Origin of the sequence: Aquimarina longa SW024, from assembly GCF_001401755.1 — a bacterium.
Lineage (GTDB): Bacteria > Bacteroidota > Bacteroidia > Flavobacteriales > Flavobacteriaceae > Aquimarina > Aquimarina longa.
Genome location: NZ_KQ474102.1, coordinates 60,555 through 78,288 on the forward strand (window position 1 = coordinate 60,555; position 17,734 = coordinate 78,288).

Annotated in this window: 16 protein-coding genes; 7 read left to right on the forward strand and 9 right to left on the reverse strand. The window is 33.1% G+C overall.

The features are described from left to right. Window positions 1-17 precede the first annotated feature (17 nt). Together uvrB and N456_RS16385 are read left to right on the forward strand one after the other, a co-directional pair. The gene (uvrB, locus tag N456_RS16380; RefSeq protein ID WP_062059595.1) at window positions 18-2,024 is read left to right on the forward strand and encodes an excinuclease ABC subunit UvrB; all 2,007 of its coding nucleotides are present in this window, start codon (window positions 18-20) and stop codon (window positions 2,022-2,024) included. A 496-nt stretch (window positions 2,025-2,520) separates the two neighbouring features. Next, window positions 2,521-2,865, forward strand: coding sequence for a 5-carboxymethyl-2-hydroxymuconate Delta-isomerase (locus tag N456_RS16385; protein WP_062059597.1), 345 nt, complete (start codon window positions 2,521-2,523; stop codon window positions 2,863-2,865). 254 nt (window positions 2,866-3,119) lie between these two features. Here the strand turns inward: N456_RS16385 and N456_RS16390 are convergent, their stop codons facing one another. Then, a complete protein-coding gene (locus tag N456_RS16390; protein ID WP_062059599.1) occupies window positions 3,120-5,504 on the reverse strand; it encodes a TonB-dependent receptor in 2,385 nt (794 codons plus the stop codon). Between the two features lie 271 nt (window positions 5,505-5,775). Here N456_RS16390 and N456_RS16395 point away from each other — a divergent pair, with 271 nt between their 5' ends. The 3 genes from N456_RS16395 to N456_RS16405 are packed head-to-tail and all read left to right on the forward strand — an operon-like array spanning window position 5,776 to window position 8,258. Further along, window positions 5,776-6,849, forward strand: a complete 1,074-nt coding sequence (locus tag N456_RS16395; protein WP_062059600.1) for a sensor histidine kinase — start codon at window positions 5,776-5,778, stop codon at window positions 6,847-6,849. A 1-nt stretch (window position 6,850) separates the two neighbouring features. Beyond that, window positions 6,851-7,609, forward strand: a complete 759-nt coding sequence (locus N456_RS16400) for a LytR/AlgR family response regulator transcription factor (protein ID WP_062059602.1) — start codon at window positions 6,851-6,853, stop codon at window positions 7,607-7,609. A gap of 22 nt (window positions 7,610-7,631) precedes the next feature. After that, complete coding sequence (locus N456_RS16405) at window positions 7,632-8,258, forward strand: DUF2306 domain-containing protein (RefSeq protein WP_062059604.1); 627 nt, start codon at window positions 7,632-7,634, stop codon at window positions 8,256-8,258. A 148-nt stretch (window positions 8,259-8,406) separates the two neighbouring features. On the opposite strand, the gene N456_RS16410 is transcribed toward N456_RS16405, so the two are convergent. From N456_RS16410 to tssD, 6 genes are all read right to left on the reverse strand, one after another. Next, window positions 8,407-8,862 (reverse strand): hypothetical protein, encoded by a 456-nt coding sequence (locus N456_RS16410; RefSeq protein WP_062059606.1) that lies wholly within the window; start codon window positions 8,860-8,862, stop codon window positions 8,407-8,409. A gap of 101 nt (window positions 8,863-8,963) precedes the next feature. Continuing rightward, a complete protein-coding gene (locus N456_RS16415) occupies window positions 8,964-9,392 on the reverse strand; it encodes a hypothetical protein (RefSeq protein ID WP_062059608.1) in 429 nt (142 codons plus the stop codon). Between the two features lie 206 nt (window positions 9,393-9,598). Beyond that, entirely contained in the window at window positions 9,599-10,030 is a 432-nt protein-coding gene (locus tag N456_RS16420; protein WP_062059610.1) for a hypothetical protein, read from the reverse strand. Between the two features lie 52 nt (window positions 10,031-10,082). Then, complete coding sequence (locus N456_RS16425) at window positions 10,083-10,511, reverse strand: hypothetical protein (protein WP_062059612.1); 429 nt, start codon at window positions 10,509-10,511, stop codon at window positions 10,083-10,085. 3 nt (window positions 10,512-10,514) lie between these two features. Then, window positions 10,515-11,771, reverse strand: coding sequence for a hypothetical protein (locus N456_RS16430; protein WP_062059614.1), 1,257 nt, complete (start codon window positions 11,769-11,771; stop codon window positions 10,515-10,517). 2 nt (window positions 11,772-11,773) lie between these two features. After that, on the reverse strand, window positions 11,774-12,037 hold the full coding sequence (tssD, locus tag N456_RS25425; RefSeq protein ID WP_420834728.1) for a type VI secretion system tube protein TssD: 264 nt from the start codon (window positions 12,035-12,037) through the stop codon (window positions 11,774-11,776). Window positions 12,038-13,269: 1,232 nt separating this feature from the next. On the opposite strand from tssD, the gene N456_RS16445 reads away from it, so the two are divergent. Together N456_RS16445 and N456_RS16450 are read left to right on the forward strand one after the other, a co-directional pair. Next, window positions 13,270-13,764 (forward strand): YybH family protein, encoded by a 495-nt coding sequence (locus tag N456_RS16445; protein ID WP_062059619.1) that lies wholly within the window; start codon window positions 13,270-13,272, stop codon window positions 13,762-13,764. Between the two features lie 66 nt (window positions 13,765-13,830). After that, complete coding sequence (locus N456_RS16450) at window positions 13,831-14,250, forward strand: DUF1801 domain-containing protein (RefSeq protein WP_062059621.1); 420 nt, start codon at window positions 13,831-13,833, stop codon at window positions 14,248-14,250. A 78-nt stretch (window positions 14,251-14,328) separates the two neighbouring features. Here N456_RS16450 and N456_RS16455 read toward each other — a convergent pair whose 3' ends face one another. Together N456_RS16455 and N456_RS16460 are read right to left on the reverse strand one after the other, a co-directional pair. Continuing rightward, complete coding sequence (locus N456_RS16455) at window positions 14,329-14,763, reverse strand: Hsp20/alpha crystallin family protein (RefSeq protein ID WP_062059623.1); 435 nt, start codon at window positions 14,761-14,763, stop codon at window positions 14,329-14,331. Window positions 14,764-15,012: 249 nt separating this feature from the next. Beyond that, window positions 15,013-17,730, reverse strand: a complete 2,718-nt coding sequence (locus N456_RS16460; RefSeq protein ID WP_062059625.1) for a protein-arginine deiminase family protein — start codon at window positions 17,728-17,730, stop codon at window positions 15,013-15,015. Window positions 17,731-17,734: the final 4 nt, after the last annotated feature.

A 17,734-nucleotide genomic window follows, 5' to 3' on the forward strand; every position in this document is an offset into this window, starting at 1 on the left:
AAAAAGTAAGCGCATACATGAAGTTCGAATTAGATTCTGAATTTAAACCTACAGGAGATCAACCACAAGCTATAAAACAATTAGTAAACGGTATTGAATCAAATGAAAAATACCAAACACTTCTAGGGGTAACTGGCTCTGGAAAAACGTTTACTGCTGCTAATGTTATAGAAAGAGTACAACGCCCAACCCTAATATTAGCACATAATAAAACACTTGCTGCTCAATTATACTCAGAGTTTAAGCAATTTTTTCCTAAAAATGCAGTAGAGTATTTCGTATCATACTATGATTATTACCAGCCAGAAGCATATATTCCTACTTCGGGTACCTATATAGAAAAAGACCTATCTATTAATGATGAAATTGAAAAACTACGACTAAGCGCTACCTCATCACTTTTATCAGGAAGAAGAGATGTTTTAGTTGTTGCTTCTGTTTCTTGCTTATATGGTATTGGTAACCCTATAGAGTTTCAAAAAAATGTAATCTCCATACAAACAGAGCAACTTGTATCCAGAACTGCATTACTCCACCGTCTAGTACAAAGTTTATATTCCAGAACCGAAGCAGAATTTACACGAGGAAACTTTAGAATAAAAGGAGACACCGTGGATATTTTCCCAGGGTATGCAGATCACGCATTTAGAGTACATTTCTTTGGAGATGAAATTGAAGAAATTGAAGCCTTTAATGTTATTGATAATAGTATTATTGAAAAATATGAGCAATTAAACATCTACCCTGCCAATATGTTTGTGACCTCTCCAGAAGTTCTCCATAATGCTATAGATCAAATAGCTCTTGATCTAGGGAAACAAGTAGAATACTTTAAAGAAATCGGAAAACATTTAGAAGCCAAAAGATTAGAAGAACGTACTAATTTTGATTTAGAAATGATTAAAGAACTAGGATATTGCTCTGGTATAGAAAACTATTCTCGTTACTTAGATGGTAGAAATCCTGGTACCAGACCATTTTGCTTGCTCGATTATTTCCCTGATGATTACTTGATGATCATTGATGAAAGCCATGTTACTGTCCCACAAACTCATGCAATGTATGGAGGAGATCGATCACGAAAAGAAAACCTTGTAGAATATGGCTTTAGACTTCCGGCAGCAATGGATAATCGCCCCTTAAAGTTTGAGGAACTCGAAGCAATACAGAATCAAGTCATATACATTAGTGCTACACCTGCTGACTATGAGTTACAAAAAAGCGAAGGTATCTTTATAGAACAAATTATTAGACCTACCGGATTATTAGATCCCGTAATCGAAGTAAGACCTAGCCTAAATCAGATTGATGATTTGATTGAAGAAATGCAAAAACGTATTGATGTCGATGAACGTATTCTTGTCACAACATTAACAAAAAGAATGGCTGAAGAATTAGCAAAATACTTAACCCGAATAGATATTCGATGCCGATATATACATAGTGACGTAGATACCTTAGAACGTGTAGAAATCATGCAAGATCTACGAAAAGGGATTTTTGATGTGCTGATAGGAGTAAACTTATTAAGAGAAGGGCTAGATCTCCCAGAAGTATCATTAGTCGCTATATTAGATGCTGATAAAGAAGGGTTTTTACGAAACAAAAGATCTTTAGTACAAACCGTTGGTAGAGCAGCCAGAAATGTAAATGGAAAAGCTATCATGTACGCTGATAAAATCACTGATAGTATGCAAAAAACAATCGATGACACAGAGTATCGCCGACAAAAACAGATTGCTTACAACACCAAACATGGTATTACTCCTACTGCCATCAAAAAATCATTTGACAATGCTTTATATGGTAAAAAAACAGAAGCCTATACATTCGAGAATGCACCTACACTACAAGCCGCAGAAGAAGAAACAGCATATTATACTAAAGAACAATTAGAAACTCGAGTACGAAACGTACGTAAAGAGATGGAAAAAGCTGCAAAAGAATTAGATTTTATGACCGCAGCCCGATTACGAGATGAAATTAAGATGTTACAATCCAAAATTCAAGATCAAAAAGCATAGCTCATTGCTATAGCAAGCACTACCACTATTTTTTTTATGTAATCGAAGTTTAAAACCCTATACACATAATTTAATAAAAACTAATATAACACCATTAAGCAAAACCTCTGCAAAATGGCATGCAGAGGTTTCTAGATTTAAAAAACAAATTTTTATTATTTAGATAATAATAAACATTCTTGTAATGATAACAATACTCTGCCAATGCTTACAAAATAACCCTTTAGGTATTTTTACACATTAATTTCTATATTATTATGATTCGTCCTCTTAGTTGTAGCTCTATTTTTAGCAATAACCTACTCTATAATACCTATCAGACTTATATGCATTTCACTTTTTTAGTATACTTATCTTTAGTAAAACTAAGCAATCATACTAATATACATTTTATTCATTGTACATAGTTCTTATATAATTGTATAAAGCGCTTATAAAAGTGTATAAAAAAGTATTTTTGCAATAAGATATTTTCGCACTATTAAAACATCATAAGATGCCACATTTTATACTAGATTGCTCAGAAAACATTATCACATTAAAATCTCCTAAAGAAATCATACAAGCCGTATATAATACTGCTGATAGCACTGGTCTTTTTGCTAAAGGTGATATTAAAGTTAGAATTAATCCTTTTAAATATTATACGGTAGGAAACACCTCAGATGATTTTATCCATGTATTTGGTAATCTGATGGAAGGTAGAACTGAAGCCCAAAAAGCTGACCTCTCTAAAAAAATAGTGACCACATTAAAATCTATGTTCCCCAACGTCCCTATCCTTTCTATCAATCTTAGAGATTTTGAAAAATCCTCATACTGTAATAAATCAATGGTATAACTATTATTTTTTCAATTCTTTATCAATTCTATACATGAGTGCCTACCACCGTAAAACACCTAATCTTTAACTTGTGTAAACTATGTATCTTAACGAACATATAAATATCAAAAAGAGTGTATAAAAATTCATACACTCTTTTCTCTAAAACAAACACTATTCTAAAAAATCACTTAGGAGCTCACTCATACTTATCATCTAAAAAAAACGTATTTATTTTTATAAAAATTACTTACTTTAATTATCAAACTATTCTAAAACTGAAAACGATATCCAAAATCAGGAAAAAAACCGATCTGATCGACTTGATTTACTTGATTCGTTAAACGATTATAGCGTCTTGCAAAAATATTTTTGTTATTCGTTACATTCTGTAGATCAACATAAAATTGATGAGACCGCTTTTTCGATTTACTATTGATTTTATACCCTATTTTAACATCCCATCTAAAATAATCGTCATTTTGTTTACTATACGCTAGATCTTCTCGTAGTACCTCAAACCCTGCCTGTCTAGAAGCTTCTAAATTTACTGGAGTATAATATTTCCCCCCTGATACAGTTAATTTAGTATCTAAGAAAAAGACATCTTTTTTAGATTTTCCAATAGTAAATTCTTTTCCTGCCAAGAGATTAGCAACATATCCATTATTAAAAGGAGTATTACGTTCTATACCATCACTACCTTTATACTTACTTTCGAAAAATGATGTCGTTAGCAATCCATAATATCCATCGCTAAAAAATTTCTCTAAAGTCAGCTCTATCCCCTGATTAGAACCTGTACCCTCATTAACTAATGATACTCTATCATTTTCAAACCCAAAATCTGCCCCTTCAGTCAAAGAAGAATAACTAGATAAAAAAGGTTCTACAGCTGCTTTATCAATATCCTGATAGTACACCTCTATTTTACTTCTCCACCCCTGGCTTATTCTTACATCATATCCTAGTACATAATGAGTACTTCGTACAAAATCAAGATCACGATTAGTTTGCTTTAACGCACCATTAACATTCTCATTAAGAAACAATAATGGTAGTGATATAGGTTGATGATGCAATCCATACCCTACATTTAAACGATGATTCTTAGCGACCTTATACACTAATCCCGCTCTGGGTTCTATCACAAATTGCTTATTTAAACTACTATACTGACTATGCACACCAGTATTTAGCGTTAGTTTTTCTGTTAACCTAAACTGCCCCTGTATATAAGGCTGTACAATAGACAAACTCTCATCTATATCTGTAAATGTAAACAGGTCAGGATCACCATCGCCATTAATATCTTGTTGTTTCTCTCGGTCACGCAATACTGATTCTACTCCAAAACGCTCTACCAACACCCCCGTTCGGAGTGTACTTTTACTACTTAGCTTAGAATTAAAAAGAGTAGAAAACGTAAAACGAGATTCATTATTATCATTCTCTGTATACCTAATAAGGCGTTCTTGTGATGTATTCTTATCAATAAAACGATCTGCCTGAAACTCATTAGTTGCAAAAGATCCAGATACTATTGTTCTTAAAAAAGAAGCTTTACCAATACTAATCTGATGCTTTACTCCTACTACTCCAAATCCAGAATCCGCAGATGAATTTTCATCTTCGGCAGCAAAGAGATCGTCTTCATCAATATCATCGCCTAAAAATTCTATATCAGAAGCTCCTATAATCCCAAATAATGAGAAATTACCTAAGTTACTTTTTCCTAGATCTATATTGAATGATACATCGTAATAATTTGGTGTTGCAGATGTTCCTCCTGCTCCAATTCCTAATATACTTGCTAATGAGTACCTTCCTGCTACGAGAAAAGAGCCATTATTTTTTCCTAAAGGTCCTTCTGCCATTGCTTCTACTCCACTAAAAACACCGATTTGCCCTGTAAACTCATAATCATCGATATTACCTTTTCTAAATCCAAGATCAAACACTCCTCCGATAGCATTACCATATTCTGCAGGAAATGCCGAAGTAATAAAATCCGAATTCTTTAATAAGTTAGGGTTTAATGCCGATACGGGACCTCCTGTAGAACCAGCAGTAGAAAAGTGATTAGGATTAGGAATTGGTACACCTTCTAACCGCCATAATAGTCCTACAGGAGAATTACCACGTACCACAATATCATTTCTGCTATCATCAGGAGAAGCAACACCAGCAAAATTAGATGCCAACCGACCTACATCACTCCTTCCTCCAGAAAATCGGGTTACCTCCTCTACCCCAAACTGTCGAGCAGAAACAGACGTCAGCTTATTAATTGCATTTACCTTACTATTCTCTGCTGTAATGATCACCTCATCTAATTGCCCAAAGGCTTCGACAAGTCCTACATTGAGTATTGCATTCTTACCAGAAGTAACAACGATATTTGGTATTACAATAGGCTCAAAACCAATATAACTAACACGTATCGTCTGGCGACCTAATGGAACATTCTCTAGTGTAAAGTATCCATCTATATCCGTAATAACACCATTTACTTTATCCGCATCTAATAACGCTACTGTAGCTCCAACCATAGGGGTTTCTGATTGTTGATCTACTACAAGACCTTTTATAACACCGGTTTGTCCACTAGCGATACATCCCAATAAAACACTAAATACAAAAATGACTTTTTTCATGATTTCGAATAATTTTATTCAAAACTGTGTTTTCTTTTTTAGGATTTAAAATTGAAAAAACCAAATTGGTATTTTTACTTTTGAAATGTCAAAAAACATGTTTGAATATCCTATAATAGTATCCTATCTATAGTTTATCAAATCAACTATCATTTATAACAATTCAGCTTCTAATTCGACAATTACATATCACTACAATTAATTAATATAGAGCAGTTATGTATCTTTACACATGGTCGGTTTCAACAAAAAATAGTATCCATTTTACTGTATGATATCAAAAACATATATAAAGAAATTTTCATTACGTTTTCTAATCATCAACATTGCCTATTTATTGATTAAATTAACGGTAGATCATGATGGAGATCAGGCTGAGTTTGACGTTACAAGTCTATTTTATTATGTAAGTGGATTTCTTTTTTTTATGTTAATGTGGGAAACCAATGATTGGCTTATTAGGAGAGCAACTACACCCAATAAAAGCTTAGATCTACATACTGGATTAAAAATTATTACGCTTAATATGGTAATTTGTCTTCCTATAATTGCTTTAGTGTATTATATGGCCATTTTTGAGTTTGATTATCTCTGTAAGATTAATGCTCATAATCCTTGGCTACGGTTTAGAATAGATTTTTTTAGAGCAACCTTGTTAGGATTTGTAGTTATTATTTTTAATCTTTTTTATTATGCATTACAGCAAAAAAAAGAGTTAGAAAACACCATGAATCAGCTCAGAAAAGAAGTGATGACCTCTAGATATCAATCTTTAAAAAATCAAATTAGCCCTCATTTTTTATTCAATAGTTTAAATACGCTCACTTCGTTAATGTACGAGGATAGAGATCTAGCTTCTGATTTTGTATCTAGATTAGCAACATGTTATCGGTATATTCTAGACAACCGAGAAGAAGATCTAGTAAGTTTAGAAAAAGAATTAAACTTTCTAGATTCCTTTATATTTATGATGAATGTGCGACACCAAGATGCGCTAAGTATTACGACACACATCTCTGTTGATCCAAAAGAATATGTAATCCCAACACTATCGTTACAAATGCTAGTAGAAAATGCATTGAAACACAATTATTATTCTAAAGAAAAACCATTAGAAATTAGTATCGTTTCTACGACTACAAACAATATTATAATTCAAAACACGCTACAATTGAGATCTCAAAAAGAAGAATCTACACAACTAGGATTAAAAAATATCAAGAAACGATATTCGTTCTACACCAATCAAAACGTATTAATACAAGCAGAGGAAGATCATTTTAAGGTAACACTACCTTTACTACCTAAGAAAATAAAAGAAATTACAATAGTAAAAGCTTCATAAGATGACAGCAGTAATTGTTGAAGATGAAAATATCGCCTCTAGACGCTTAGCTAATCTTATCAAAGAACTCGCCCCAGAGATTACAATCTTAGATCATATTACATCTGTAGAAAGTGGAAAAAATTGGTTTACAAAAAACCCTTTACCAGATTTAATTTTTTTGGATATTCAATTAAACGACGGCTATGGTTTTGATATCCTCGATCTTCTAGAAGAGCATCCCCCTGTCATATTTACTACAGCATATAATGAGTATGCCATACGGGGATTTAAATACAATGGTTTAGATTACCTCTTAAAACCTATTGATAAAAATGATTTAAAGAAAGCACTAGATAAATATCGAAAAAATTTTAACACCAGTACTACAATTACAGATGATGCTAAATATGAAAGAATAAAAAACTTATTTGCAAAAGAATACAAACGACGTTTTATGGTTAAAGTAGGAAATCAATTCAATACATTTAATGTAGATGACATTGCCTATTTTAAATCTCATGAAGGGATTATTTTCCTATATGCGCATACCGGAAAAAAATATCCTATAGAGTATACTATTGATCAACTAGAAGAAATTCTAGACCCTGTTCATTTCTTTAGAATCAATAGAAAATTTATGGTATCCGTTAAAGCTGTTGTCGAAATTCATAGCTATTTTAATAGCCGATTAGCCCTAAAACTAAACCCATTAGATGAAGAACAAATTATTGTTTCTAGAGAACGGACATCTAATTTCAAAAAATGGTTAGATTTATAAAATCAAAAACAATAGGAAAAAAATGAAGAAAGTTAATCAAGGAATTATATCAATATTAAGTATTGTAATAGGCCTATATCCTCTTATCTATTTATTTATTGATAAAAGATTTGGTCTTTTAAGTTCCAAAAGTACAAACCTATTATCTGATACCTATTGGAATTTTTCTTTTTTCACACATATATTTATAGGTGCAATTGCATTATTAATAGGTTGGATTCAGTTTCATAAAAAAATACGAGAAGCCAAACCAGAAATACACCGACTTATCGGAAAAATCTATATGATCAGTGTTCTAATCAGTGGCGTTGCAGGGATATATATATGCTTTTTTGCTACAGGAGGAATCATCTCATCTTTAGGATTTATGAGCTTAGGAGTACTATGGTTATATACTACCGCCAAGGGATATTGGTACGCTAGAACAGCCCAGATCGATGAACATAAAACGATCATGTATTATAGTTATGCTGCCTGCTTTGCTGCCGTAACCCTTAGAATATGGTTACCGATACTTATGCTATTTCTAGAAGATTTTATCATCGCATACAGAATAACTGCATGGTTATGCTGGGTACCCAATATTATAGTTGCTTATTTTATCCTTAATAAAATAAATTCTAGAGATGCCTCTATAGATACAATATAGGTACTAATATTTATGCAATGTAGATACTCATTTCCTGAATATAGTATCTGCGCATATTCTATAAGTGATATAAAAAATAGCGCAAATACTTAGGAGCGCGTACTCTATCTAACCAGTTACTCATAGATTAAAATGTATTTCCTTAGTATCATAGCATAACCGTAATGTGTTTTTCTAGAATATATACTCCGAACAAAGCATCTAATATGAAAGGAAACAACGCCAAAAAAAACCATGTAAATAAATAAATGAATAAATAAATCAGACCTCTTTTCCTATCTTTTCGCTTTAAATATTCAAACTCTTTTATTATTACTTTCCATTTATTATCATAAATAAATAAAACATAGTAAATTAAAAAAACAATAAGGCTAAAAAAAATTACTATTGTGTTGGAGAAAACTAAAAATTTCTTAGAATCTATCAATAAAGAAATGTTATTGATTACAAATAATAATAATGTATTAGGTAACGCAACTATCAACATTGCACCAAAATGTGCATCAGATCGATCACTTTTATAGGGTCTGTACCAACTATAAGCGATATAAAAAAAATACCGTAGATATTTAGGAGCGCGTACTCTATCTAACCAGTTATTCATAGATTAAAATGTATTTTGTTTATAAATCACTCTAGGCGTTACATAAGTATTATCTCTAGCAAACTCCCTGCTCTCTTGTAGCATCTCTAGACGCATCTGATCTAATAATTTGATGAGTTTTTTACAATAAAATAAAAACTTAATGGCAATAAGATAATTATGATAATAAAGAAATAAAGAAATAAATAAAGAGCACCTCTCTTTCTATCTTTTTTCTTTAAATAATTAAACTCTTTTATATATTCTTTCCATTTTTGTTTTCTAAAAAAATATATATAATGAATACAAGTCATAAAAATAATTATAGTTATGATAATTCTTTTTGAACCTAAACTATTAACAATAAAATTACCTAATATCATAAAAACAAAAGAAATCAACGCAATAGTATTTGCAAAAGCTAAAAAACAAACTGAGTTAAAATGTGCATCAGATCGATCACTTTTATAGGGTCTGTACCAACTATAAGCGATATAAAAAAAATACCGTAGGTATTTTGGTGGGCGTACTCTATCTAACCAGTTACTCATAGATTAAAATGTATTTTGTTTATAAATCACTCTAGGCGTTACATAAGTATTATCTCTGGCAAACTCCCTGCTCTCTTGTAGCATCTCTAGACGCATCTGATCCATAGGTTTACTATATAAAACATCAAATTCTGAACTATAATACTTTTTATGGGCTCTCGCCCAATCGTTACATTCTTATGTCATTTTATATATTTTAATATAATCTAAGTATAATGTGGTGAGTTTTTTACTATAAAATAAACACTTAATGGCAATAAGATCAAAAAAATAATAAATAAATAAAGAAATAAATAAATAGTACCTTTTCTTCTATCCTTTTTCCTTAAATGACTAAATTCATCTATATACTTTCTCCACTTTTTCTTATAAAGAAATAAATAATAGAAAATTATATAAAAGATAAAACAAATAGAAAGTGCCCATATATGTTTGTTCCCCTTTCGATATATCGTATCTGTAAAAATAATACTCAAAAGCATCAATGCTATTAACCCATTTGATATTGATAATATTATAGTAGCTGTATAATGTGCTTCTGAACGTTCACTTTTATAGGGTCGATACCAACTATAAGCGATATAAAAAAAATACCGTAAGTATTTAGGTGGACGTACCTCTTCTAACCAGTTACTCATAGATTAAAATGTGTTTCTTTAAATCGTTCAAAATCTTCTGTAATCTTTCTATCTATTTATAATGAGGAGAAGTTTGCATAATCATCCAACCAGAAAAAATCAGTAATATTATTATGATGAATAAATAAAGAAATAAATAAACAGCTCCTTTTCTTCTATCTTTCTTCTTTAAATGTTCAAACTCTATTAAATAAAACTTCCATTTTTCTTTTTTATAAAATAAAATGTAATGACTCAAACCAATTATAAATACAATGATAAACGCGCCTATATTTCCATCAATTTTTTCAAAAAAATAATTACTAAAAAAAATAAATATGAAAGAGAACAAACCTATCATATGAAAAAAAGCTAAAAATAAAATTGTTGTTACTGGGGCTTCTTTACGTTCACTTTTATACGATCTATAAAAAGAGTGGACGATATAAAAAAAATACCGTAAGTATTTAGGTGGACGTACTCTATCTAACCAGTTACTCATAGATTAAAATGTATTTTGTTTATAAATCACTCTAGGGGTTACATAAGTATTATCTCTGGCAAACTCCCTGCTCTCTTGTAGCATCTCTAGACGCATCTGATCCATAGGCTTACTATATAAAACATCAAATTCTGAACTATAATACTTTTTATGGGCTCTCGCCCAATCTTCTGTAATCTTTCTATCCAACTCATTAGGAGTATACCCAGTGGGTTGTCCCCAGTCACCAAATACCCCTCCCATATCCATTAAAAAATAAGTACCCGAGATTGCCCAGCCAAACCCTGGGACAAAGGCTATAACCCCCATAGTGATGTCTAATGCCGATTTACCTACTACTCCCCATTTATTGGAGTCATTATCATACAATGCTGTACCTGAATTTTTTAAACTAATCGCTACAGAAATCCCAAAGCAAATTTTCCCAATTTTTGGAGAAAACGGTTTTGCCTTATCCCCTCTTACTTTTGCCCAGTGGTGGCTGGTTTTAAGGCTTTGGCGTACAAAACCATTTTTTGCTTCTAAGATCTCTTGGTAGCTATGCCATCCGCCATCTAGGCTTTTCCATTGTATCCCCGGTAGTCCTTGCATATTTAAAAACGAGTGATTGTAATGCTGGGTCATAAAATAGGCATTAAGCGTACCAGCACTCTTACCTACCATACCTGATCCCGATTTTACAATCCCCAGAAAAGGACTCTGGTACTGCATCTCTCGCCAATCCTCCTCTAAGGAACCCCAGCGGAGGTTATCTAACAGCATCAGATCTTGCTTAGTAATCTCGTGATCGATATAAAACAGGCGTTTGCCATACTCGGGATCATAGGCAGAGACATGTATCGCAGGCTCATTATCACTCTCCATACTACGCTCTATAGTAATAGAAATTTCTGATCTTTTAGAAAATAATACCCACGATTGACTATCCCTATCATAGATACGATAACCATTGCTATGCTCCTCGATATAGCGATTGCGTAGCTCCTCATCAGATAGGGTATTGGGATCATCTATAGCCCCCATTGCCATCTCATAGGCACTTCGGGAGACACTATCATCATAGCCATGCATTGCCAGATCTACCTTATATAAAGCTTCTGATAGCTGAGTACGGGTGGCATCTATCTCTCGTTCGAATGCATGTGCTAACTGGGCTGCACTACCAGAACCACTGCTATTGCTATATCGGGCTGCTCTATTCAGTGCCTCGCTAAGAACGCCATCTAACTCCTCTAGGGTTTCATTACACGTATAACTCATAATTATGCACTTTTGGTTGGCCAGTTATTAGTATGTGTAACTCCATTAAATAGGATGCTCTGAGCAGAAATTTTTAATTTTATACGTACCTGCTTACTACTTACTGAATTGTACTGACCTCCCAGTCGACCACAATAGGCATCTCTAAACTCTATAGTAAGTAATGATCCCATACCATCGTGTCGGTTAAAAATTACTTTACCACTCTTAGTCTGGGTAGGGCTTATCATCCACTCTAATAGATCCGTACTTTTTTCTAGATCAATCGNGTAACGTTACACTACAGGCAATAGTATGAGTTTCTGAGATATAATATTCTTTATAATCACAGCAGTATGCCTGATAGATTTGATGATTGATCAGCAACTCTCCATCTCCATAAAACTGAATTGTGATATCTTTTTTTTCGATACCTTCTGCCAACCAATAATTGATTGCTGGGAGGTCATTATTAGCCTCTACATCCACTCGTATATACCGCTCAAAGGGTACGTTAGGAAAATCGGGATGTTCCTCACTTCTATATAAGTGCATCAGCATATCGCATATTATATAACACTTATCATCTACATACATATGCATTGTGTATTCTGTTTCCATAAAATAAAAAATAATACAATAGTATAAAACAGTACTCGCTTTATCTATACAGTTTTTTTAAATGCCAAATTACTTATGGGGTAGGAACAAAAGTAACGATTGGCAATGTATATTATATTGGACTAAAGTAGTAAAGGGAAATAGAAGAAACAATTGCTATGCTTCTTTTTCGATAAAGTACTTATTGCAGGGATACGCTACTATAGCATCCTCGTATGACTACGATACACTACCCTTAGTAAAAATAGCTTGTCAGAGGTTTCTGATAAATAGCCCATTAGACATTAGAAATTGCCCGTTTAATGCTAAGAGGATAAAAATACAGTTCCTGATACGCTAAACTGCCTAAAAAGTATTCATCGGGGGTTCCCGATTGGCTGAACTGCATAAAAACAGCGCGTCGGGAACTCCCGATTCGTAGAACTGACCAAAAACAGCGCATCGGGAACTCCCGATTGGCTGCCCTGAGTAAAAACAGCGCGTCGGGAACTCCCGATTGGTTAAATTGACTAAAAACTAGAAACCGGAAATTCCGATTGGTTAAATTGACTAAAAAATACTCATCGGAAGCAATAATTGATTAAATTTAACAAAAAACGACTTATCAGAAACTTTCTATTGGCTAAACTGAGTAAAACATAAAAGTATAAGACTCTAGTCTACTATAGCTTTGATAGGTATGCTAAAAAATAAAATTGATTGATTTTTAAAATAATTATCTCTCCCTAAATCCTTCCTTTTAGGAAGGGCTTTTAATACTTTTTATGCTAAGAATTAATCGTAAGATTAAAAACTAAAAAACCTACAGATTCAAAAACTAAACAAATCAGTTTAATACCTAACCGTAAAACATTATTTTTAGGTACACTTACATTGGTAACACTTAATAAAATTATATATGAAAGTAACGTCTATAGTTAAACTTATACCTGTTTTATTCTTTATCATTATTATAACTTCTTGTACTACTACTAAAAAACCAGATCATAGTTTTAATACAGAAAATGAAACTGAAGCAAAAGAAGTGCTACAAAAACTATTAACTTCTATTGAAAACAAAAACATAGAATCTCTACAAGCTACACTATCTCCTACAGGGCAGATGGAACTTATTTTACCAAAGACAGCCACTACGTATACAGTAGATGAATTTGTAGAAATACATAAAAAATGGTTTAAAGACTCTACTTGGACTATGAAAACTAAAATTCTGAATATAAAATCCAGTAACACTATAGCAGCCGCTACTACCGAAGCTATATATAATGAGCCAGACAGGAATGGGGTTCCTTATTATAATCATATGATTGTTACCTATGTATTAGAGAAAATAAATGGTAAGTGGTATGTTATTAAAGATCATGCTAATTCCTTAAAAAAATCTACGGATTAAACTACGCTCTGTATCTGTAATCTATACTGTACTCAAAAAAAAAATATTGTATCTTAAATCATTGTAATGCAATTAACAAGCAACCCAAAAGTTAAGGCTATTTTTAATAACTATCCCGAATCTGTACAACCACAATTACGTTATCTTAGAGACCTAGTATTAAGCACTGCTTCAGAAATTAATGGATTAGAAAAACTCGAAGAAACCCTTAAATGGGGTGAACCTAGCTATCTTACAAAACATGGTAGTACTGTACGAATGGATTGGAAAAAGAAAAATCCAGAGCAGTTTGCAATCTACTTTAAGTGTACGGCTAATTTAGTACCTACATTTAAAACACTCTATACAGATAAGTTTACATTCGAAGGTAATAGAGCTATTGTTTTTAAACTAAACGAAAAAATCCCTGAAACTGAATTAAAACACTGCATCTCTATGGCTCTTACTTATCATAAAATAAAACACCTACCCTTACTAGGTGCATAAAAAAACGCCCTCTGATATAGAGGACGTTTTCATAACATTAACGTTAACTAACTAAAAAATAATCAAATCAAACCTATATTATAAAATTTCTATCAATCGCTTAGGCTGCGGTTTTGCCTCTTCTTTTTTAGGCAACTTTACCTCTAGTACACCATTGGTATAAGACGCTTCTATCTCATTACCATTTATAGTATCTGGTATCGTAAATGATCGTTGGAAAGTACTGTACTCAAACTCTTTTTTAGTATACTTTTCGGTTTCCGTATCTTCTGTTTTTGATGTAGTCTTAGAAGATATGGTAAGATTTTCATTATTTAATTCTATAGTAAAATCTTCCTTAGAAAGCCCCGGTGCAGCTAATTCTATTATATAACTATCATCCGATTCTTTTACATTAACTGCCGGAGTATTAAACCCCACCTTAGCAGTAGAGGCACTCCCCCCTAACCAATCGTTAGTAAATAAATCTTCAAAAATAAAAGGTAATCTGTCTGCTTGTTTTAATAAACTCATTGTATATGTTTTTTAAGTTATTTATTCTTTTTAAATACAATAGGTCTATAGCAATATGAGTTCCAATCATAAATTAATGACTTTTTGGCAGCTTATCAATGTAATAAACTGTCAAAAAGTCATTTTTATAGTTACATATAGTGACAAAACGTGAGTATAAGATCTAAAAACAAGATCCTATAGATAAAAAAGAGCTTCTGTTTAGATATAAAAACTTTAAAAACAATCTTGCTAAATCCCCCTCCTCCATTACGTATGTACTCTCCACCAATAAGTACTTCTACGAACTTGCGGTCTTCTGATTACATTGGTTCCACAGTGTATTCCTCCCAATCGCACATGATAAAACCATGAATCGACCCAATGCACAGTAAGATGAAGTGATTCTGCTACAATCTGAGTATAGGCTTCGAACAATCCTATCGTATTTTCTGGAATGGTTAGTTTCCTCCAACCGCTTCTAAGATTATCATTACGATCAAAGTCTCGTCGATTAGCATTAAAAATTAAATCCTGAATTTCATCTAAGGTGTTATCAGGAAATCCATCTCTAAATTGTTTTGCTATCTGCCTTAATTCGCTTTGTGTAGTCCCTGGGTTTAAAGGGCTTTTCATCCATACTTCTGTTTTATGTAATCGTCTGGATACAAAATACCTTCTATTTAGTTTTCCATGATACTTGGTATCCATCACTTGCCGTAATACGGTAATCGCATCGGCTGTTTTCATTCTGGGACCATGTGGCTTAGGGATGAGTAAGTGTCCATTAATGATCTGCATATTAATCATATCTGGGGTAAATGCAGTGGTACTATCATCATCAAAGTTTGGTTCTACCTCTTCTGTATCTGGGTTTTCTCGTTGTACCACTCTATCAAAGAGTACAGGTATAGGGATCAGTTCTACATCTGGTGTTTCTAAACTTAATTGCTCTACCAGATTAGTTATAAAATTATCTGCAATCCACTCATTGGTAATACTACCAAAATATAGCAGTTCGTGTGCATTTAGTGCCGCTGGATAATACCTATCCCGCCCTTCTCCTGATTGATATCTTACAAAATAAGAGAAGTACTCTACCATTCTCAGATACAGTTTTGGGGGTTCTATAGGATTTAATGCTCCTTCGGGATGATGATGCCACCAATATTTACCTCTAAACAAGCGTGTTACGGGATGATTCCCAGCATCCATTCTGCGCATTGTACCGATAGTTAGCGGGCGTCCAATCTCGTGTGGATGACCATTTGGTAGCCCCTGTATGTATAATGTATATGCCTTGGTAAGAATATCCATTGCTATTTTAGGAGAGGCATAAAATGCTGCATGCTTTGCTCCATTACTTCTAGGATCAGAAACAAAGGTAACAAGCTCATCTACATGTGCAACATCTAACCAAGAGGTATTGATATTAAGTATAGGTTGTTTACCCTGACTCATCAAAAATCCAAATAGCTCACTATCCATCCTATCGGCAGATCCTAAGACAATCTTACCTAATGGAGCTCCTGCAATTGGTGGAGTCACCTCTAGATTGCCTCCATAATTTGTAGAATCATGTAATGCATAAATTTTTGCATCCAATCGATTTGCTTCTTCTGTACTAAGGGTAATTACCCCCATGCGCTGTGTTGTAATGCTGATCTGATTTGGATGCTGTAAGACTACAATATCTCTGACCTGATTATACCGTACTGTTAGATCTGCACTTAACCCTGTATAAAAACTCCTTTGATCATCACTATAATTTATATCATCTGCTCCCCTACTATTTAATTCATCTCTGATTGCTGTATAATACCGTTCTAATTGCTCTCGAGCTTCTGATAAGTTTTCATTTTTTAGAATTTCTTTAAGGTTTTCTCGTATTGTATTCATAATTCCGCTAAGGAGCATCGTATTATCCGAGGGAGGGTGCAAAATATCAAAATCCAAGCGTATCAGTTTAGACCATAGGTTCCAGAATTTAACCAGAAGGGACATCACTTCATAACTTTGACTAAAGGATAATGATTGTGATCTTCCATTTGCATCTACATAGTTAGCTACATTACGTTCCCAAAATTCTTGAAACAACCCTAGATTAGTAGAAGGAAAATGTTCTGTCACAAAAGTAGATAGATTAGGTGTATTGTTAACCACTACCACATTAGAGCGCATCCTAGGTAAATGTAAAACTACGCGTTCTATACTTCTAGGTTTATGACAATATCCTACCTGAAACTGATCCTGAAGCCAAGAATCTCCTAAACTGGTACTAATAGGCACTTTTACTAATCGAACTCCTCTTATACTTCTAAAAGCGTTGGTAATATCTCTTATAGCAGGGGTATTGCCCTGATCTATATTTTGGATCTCAGGGATTTCGCAAATATAAAGCCGCTCTACTACAGCATTATTATCCATAAAAATCAATGGTGAAACAGATAATAATGAAGTATCTGCTACCTGTACATTGGCTCCTACTACACATAACAATTCTAGCCTTAGCAACTGATCATTAGTAAGTGTAGTGGACACCGTATTGGTAGAAGGGCTACCAGTAAGGGTATGGACTTGTATCTTAAAGGTGATCTGATTGGTAAAATTAGGTACCGAAAATAAGGTCTCAGAAAAACCAACCATAGGAATAATTCGTTGTCCTCGGGAAGAGTATAATCGTACTTTTTTTCTACTCTTCCCTACTACTTTAAGAACAAGGTTGCAATTAGCTGGAAATCGTGTTCCTGCGCTTTTTTTAATAATTATGTTAGACACTTCATTTTCTCCTCTTACCAAAGATCTATTCTTCCAATCAAGTACAGGAGCTGCTCCATTTGACACCCTATTAGGAAGTCTTCTGGATTCTACATCTATATTAGGAATTACAACGGCTCCTGTCCCAGTATTTCTGGATTGATATTCTCTTGTACTAAAAGATATTCTACCGTCTTTATCATAATCTGCATGTATCGAAAAATCTGGCATTGCT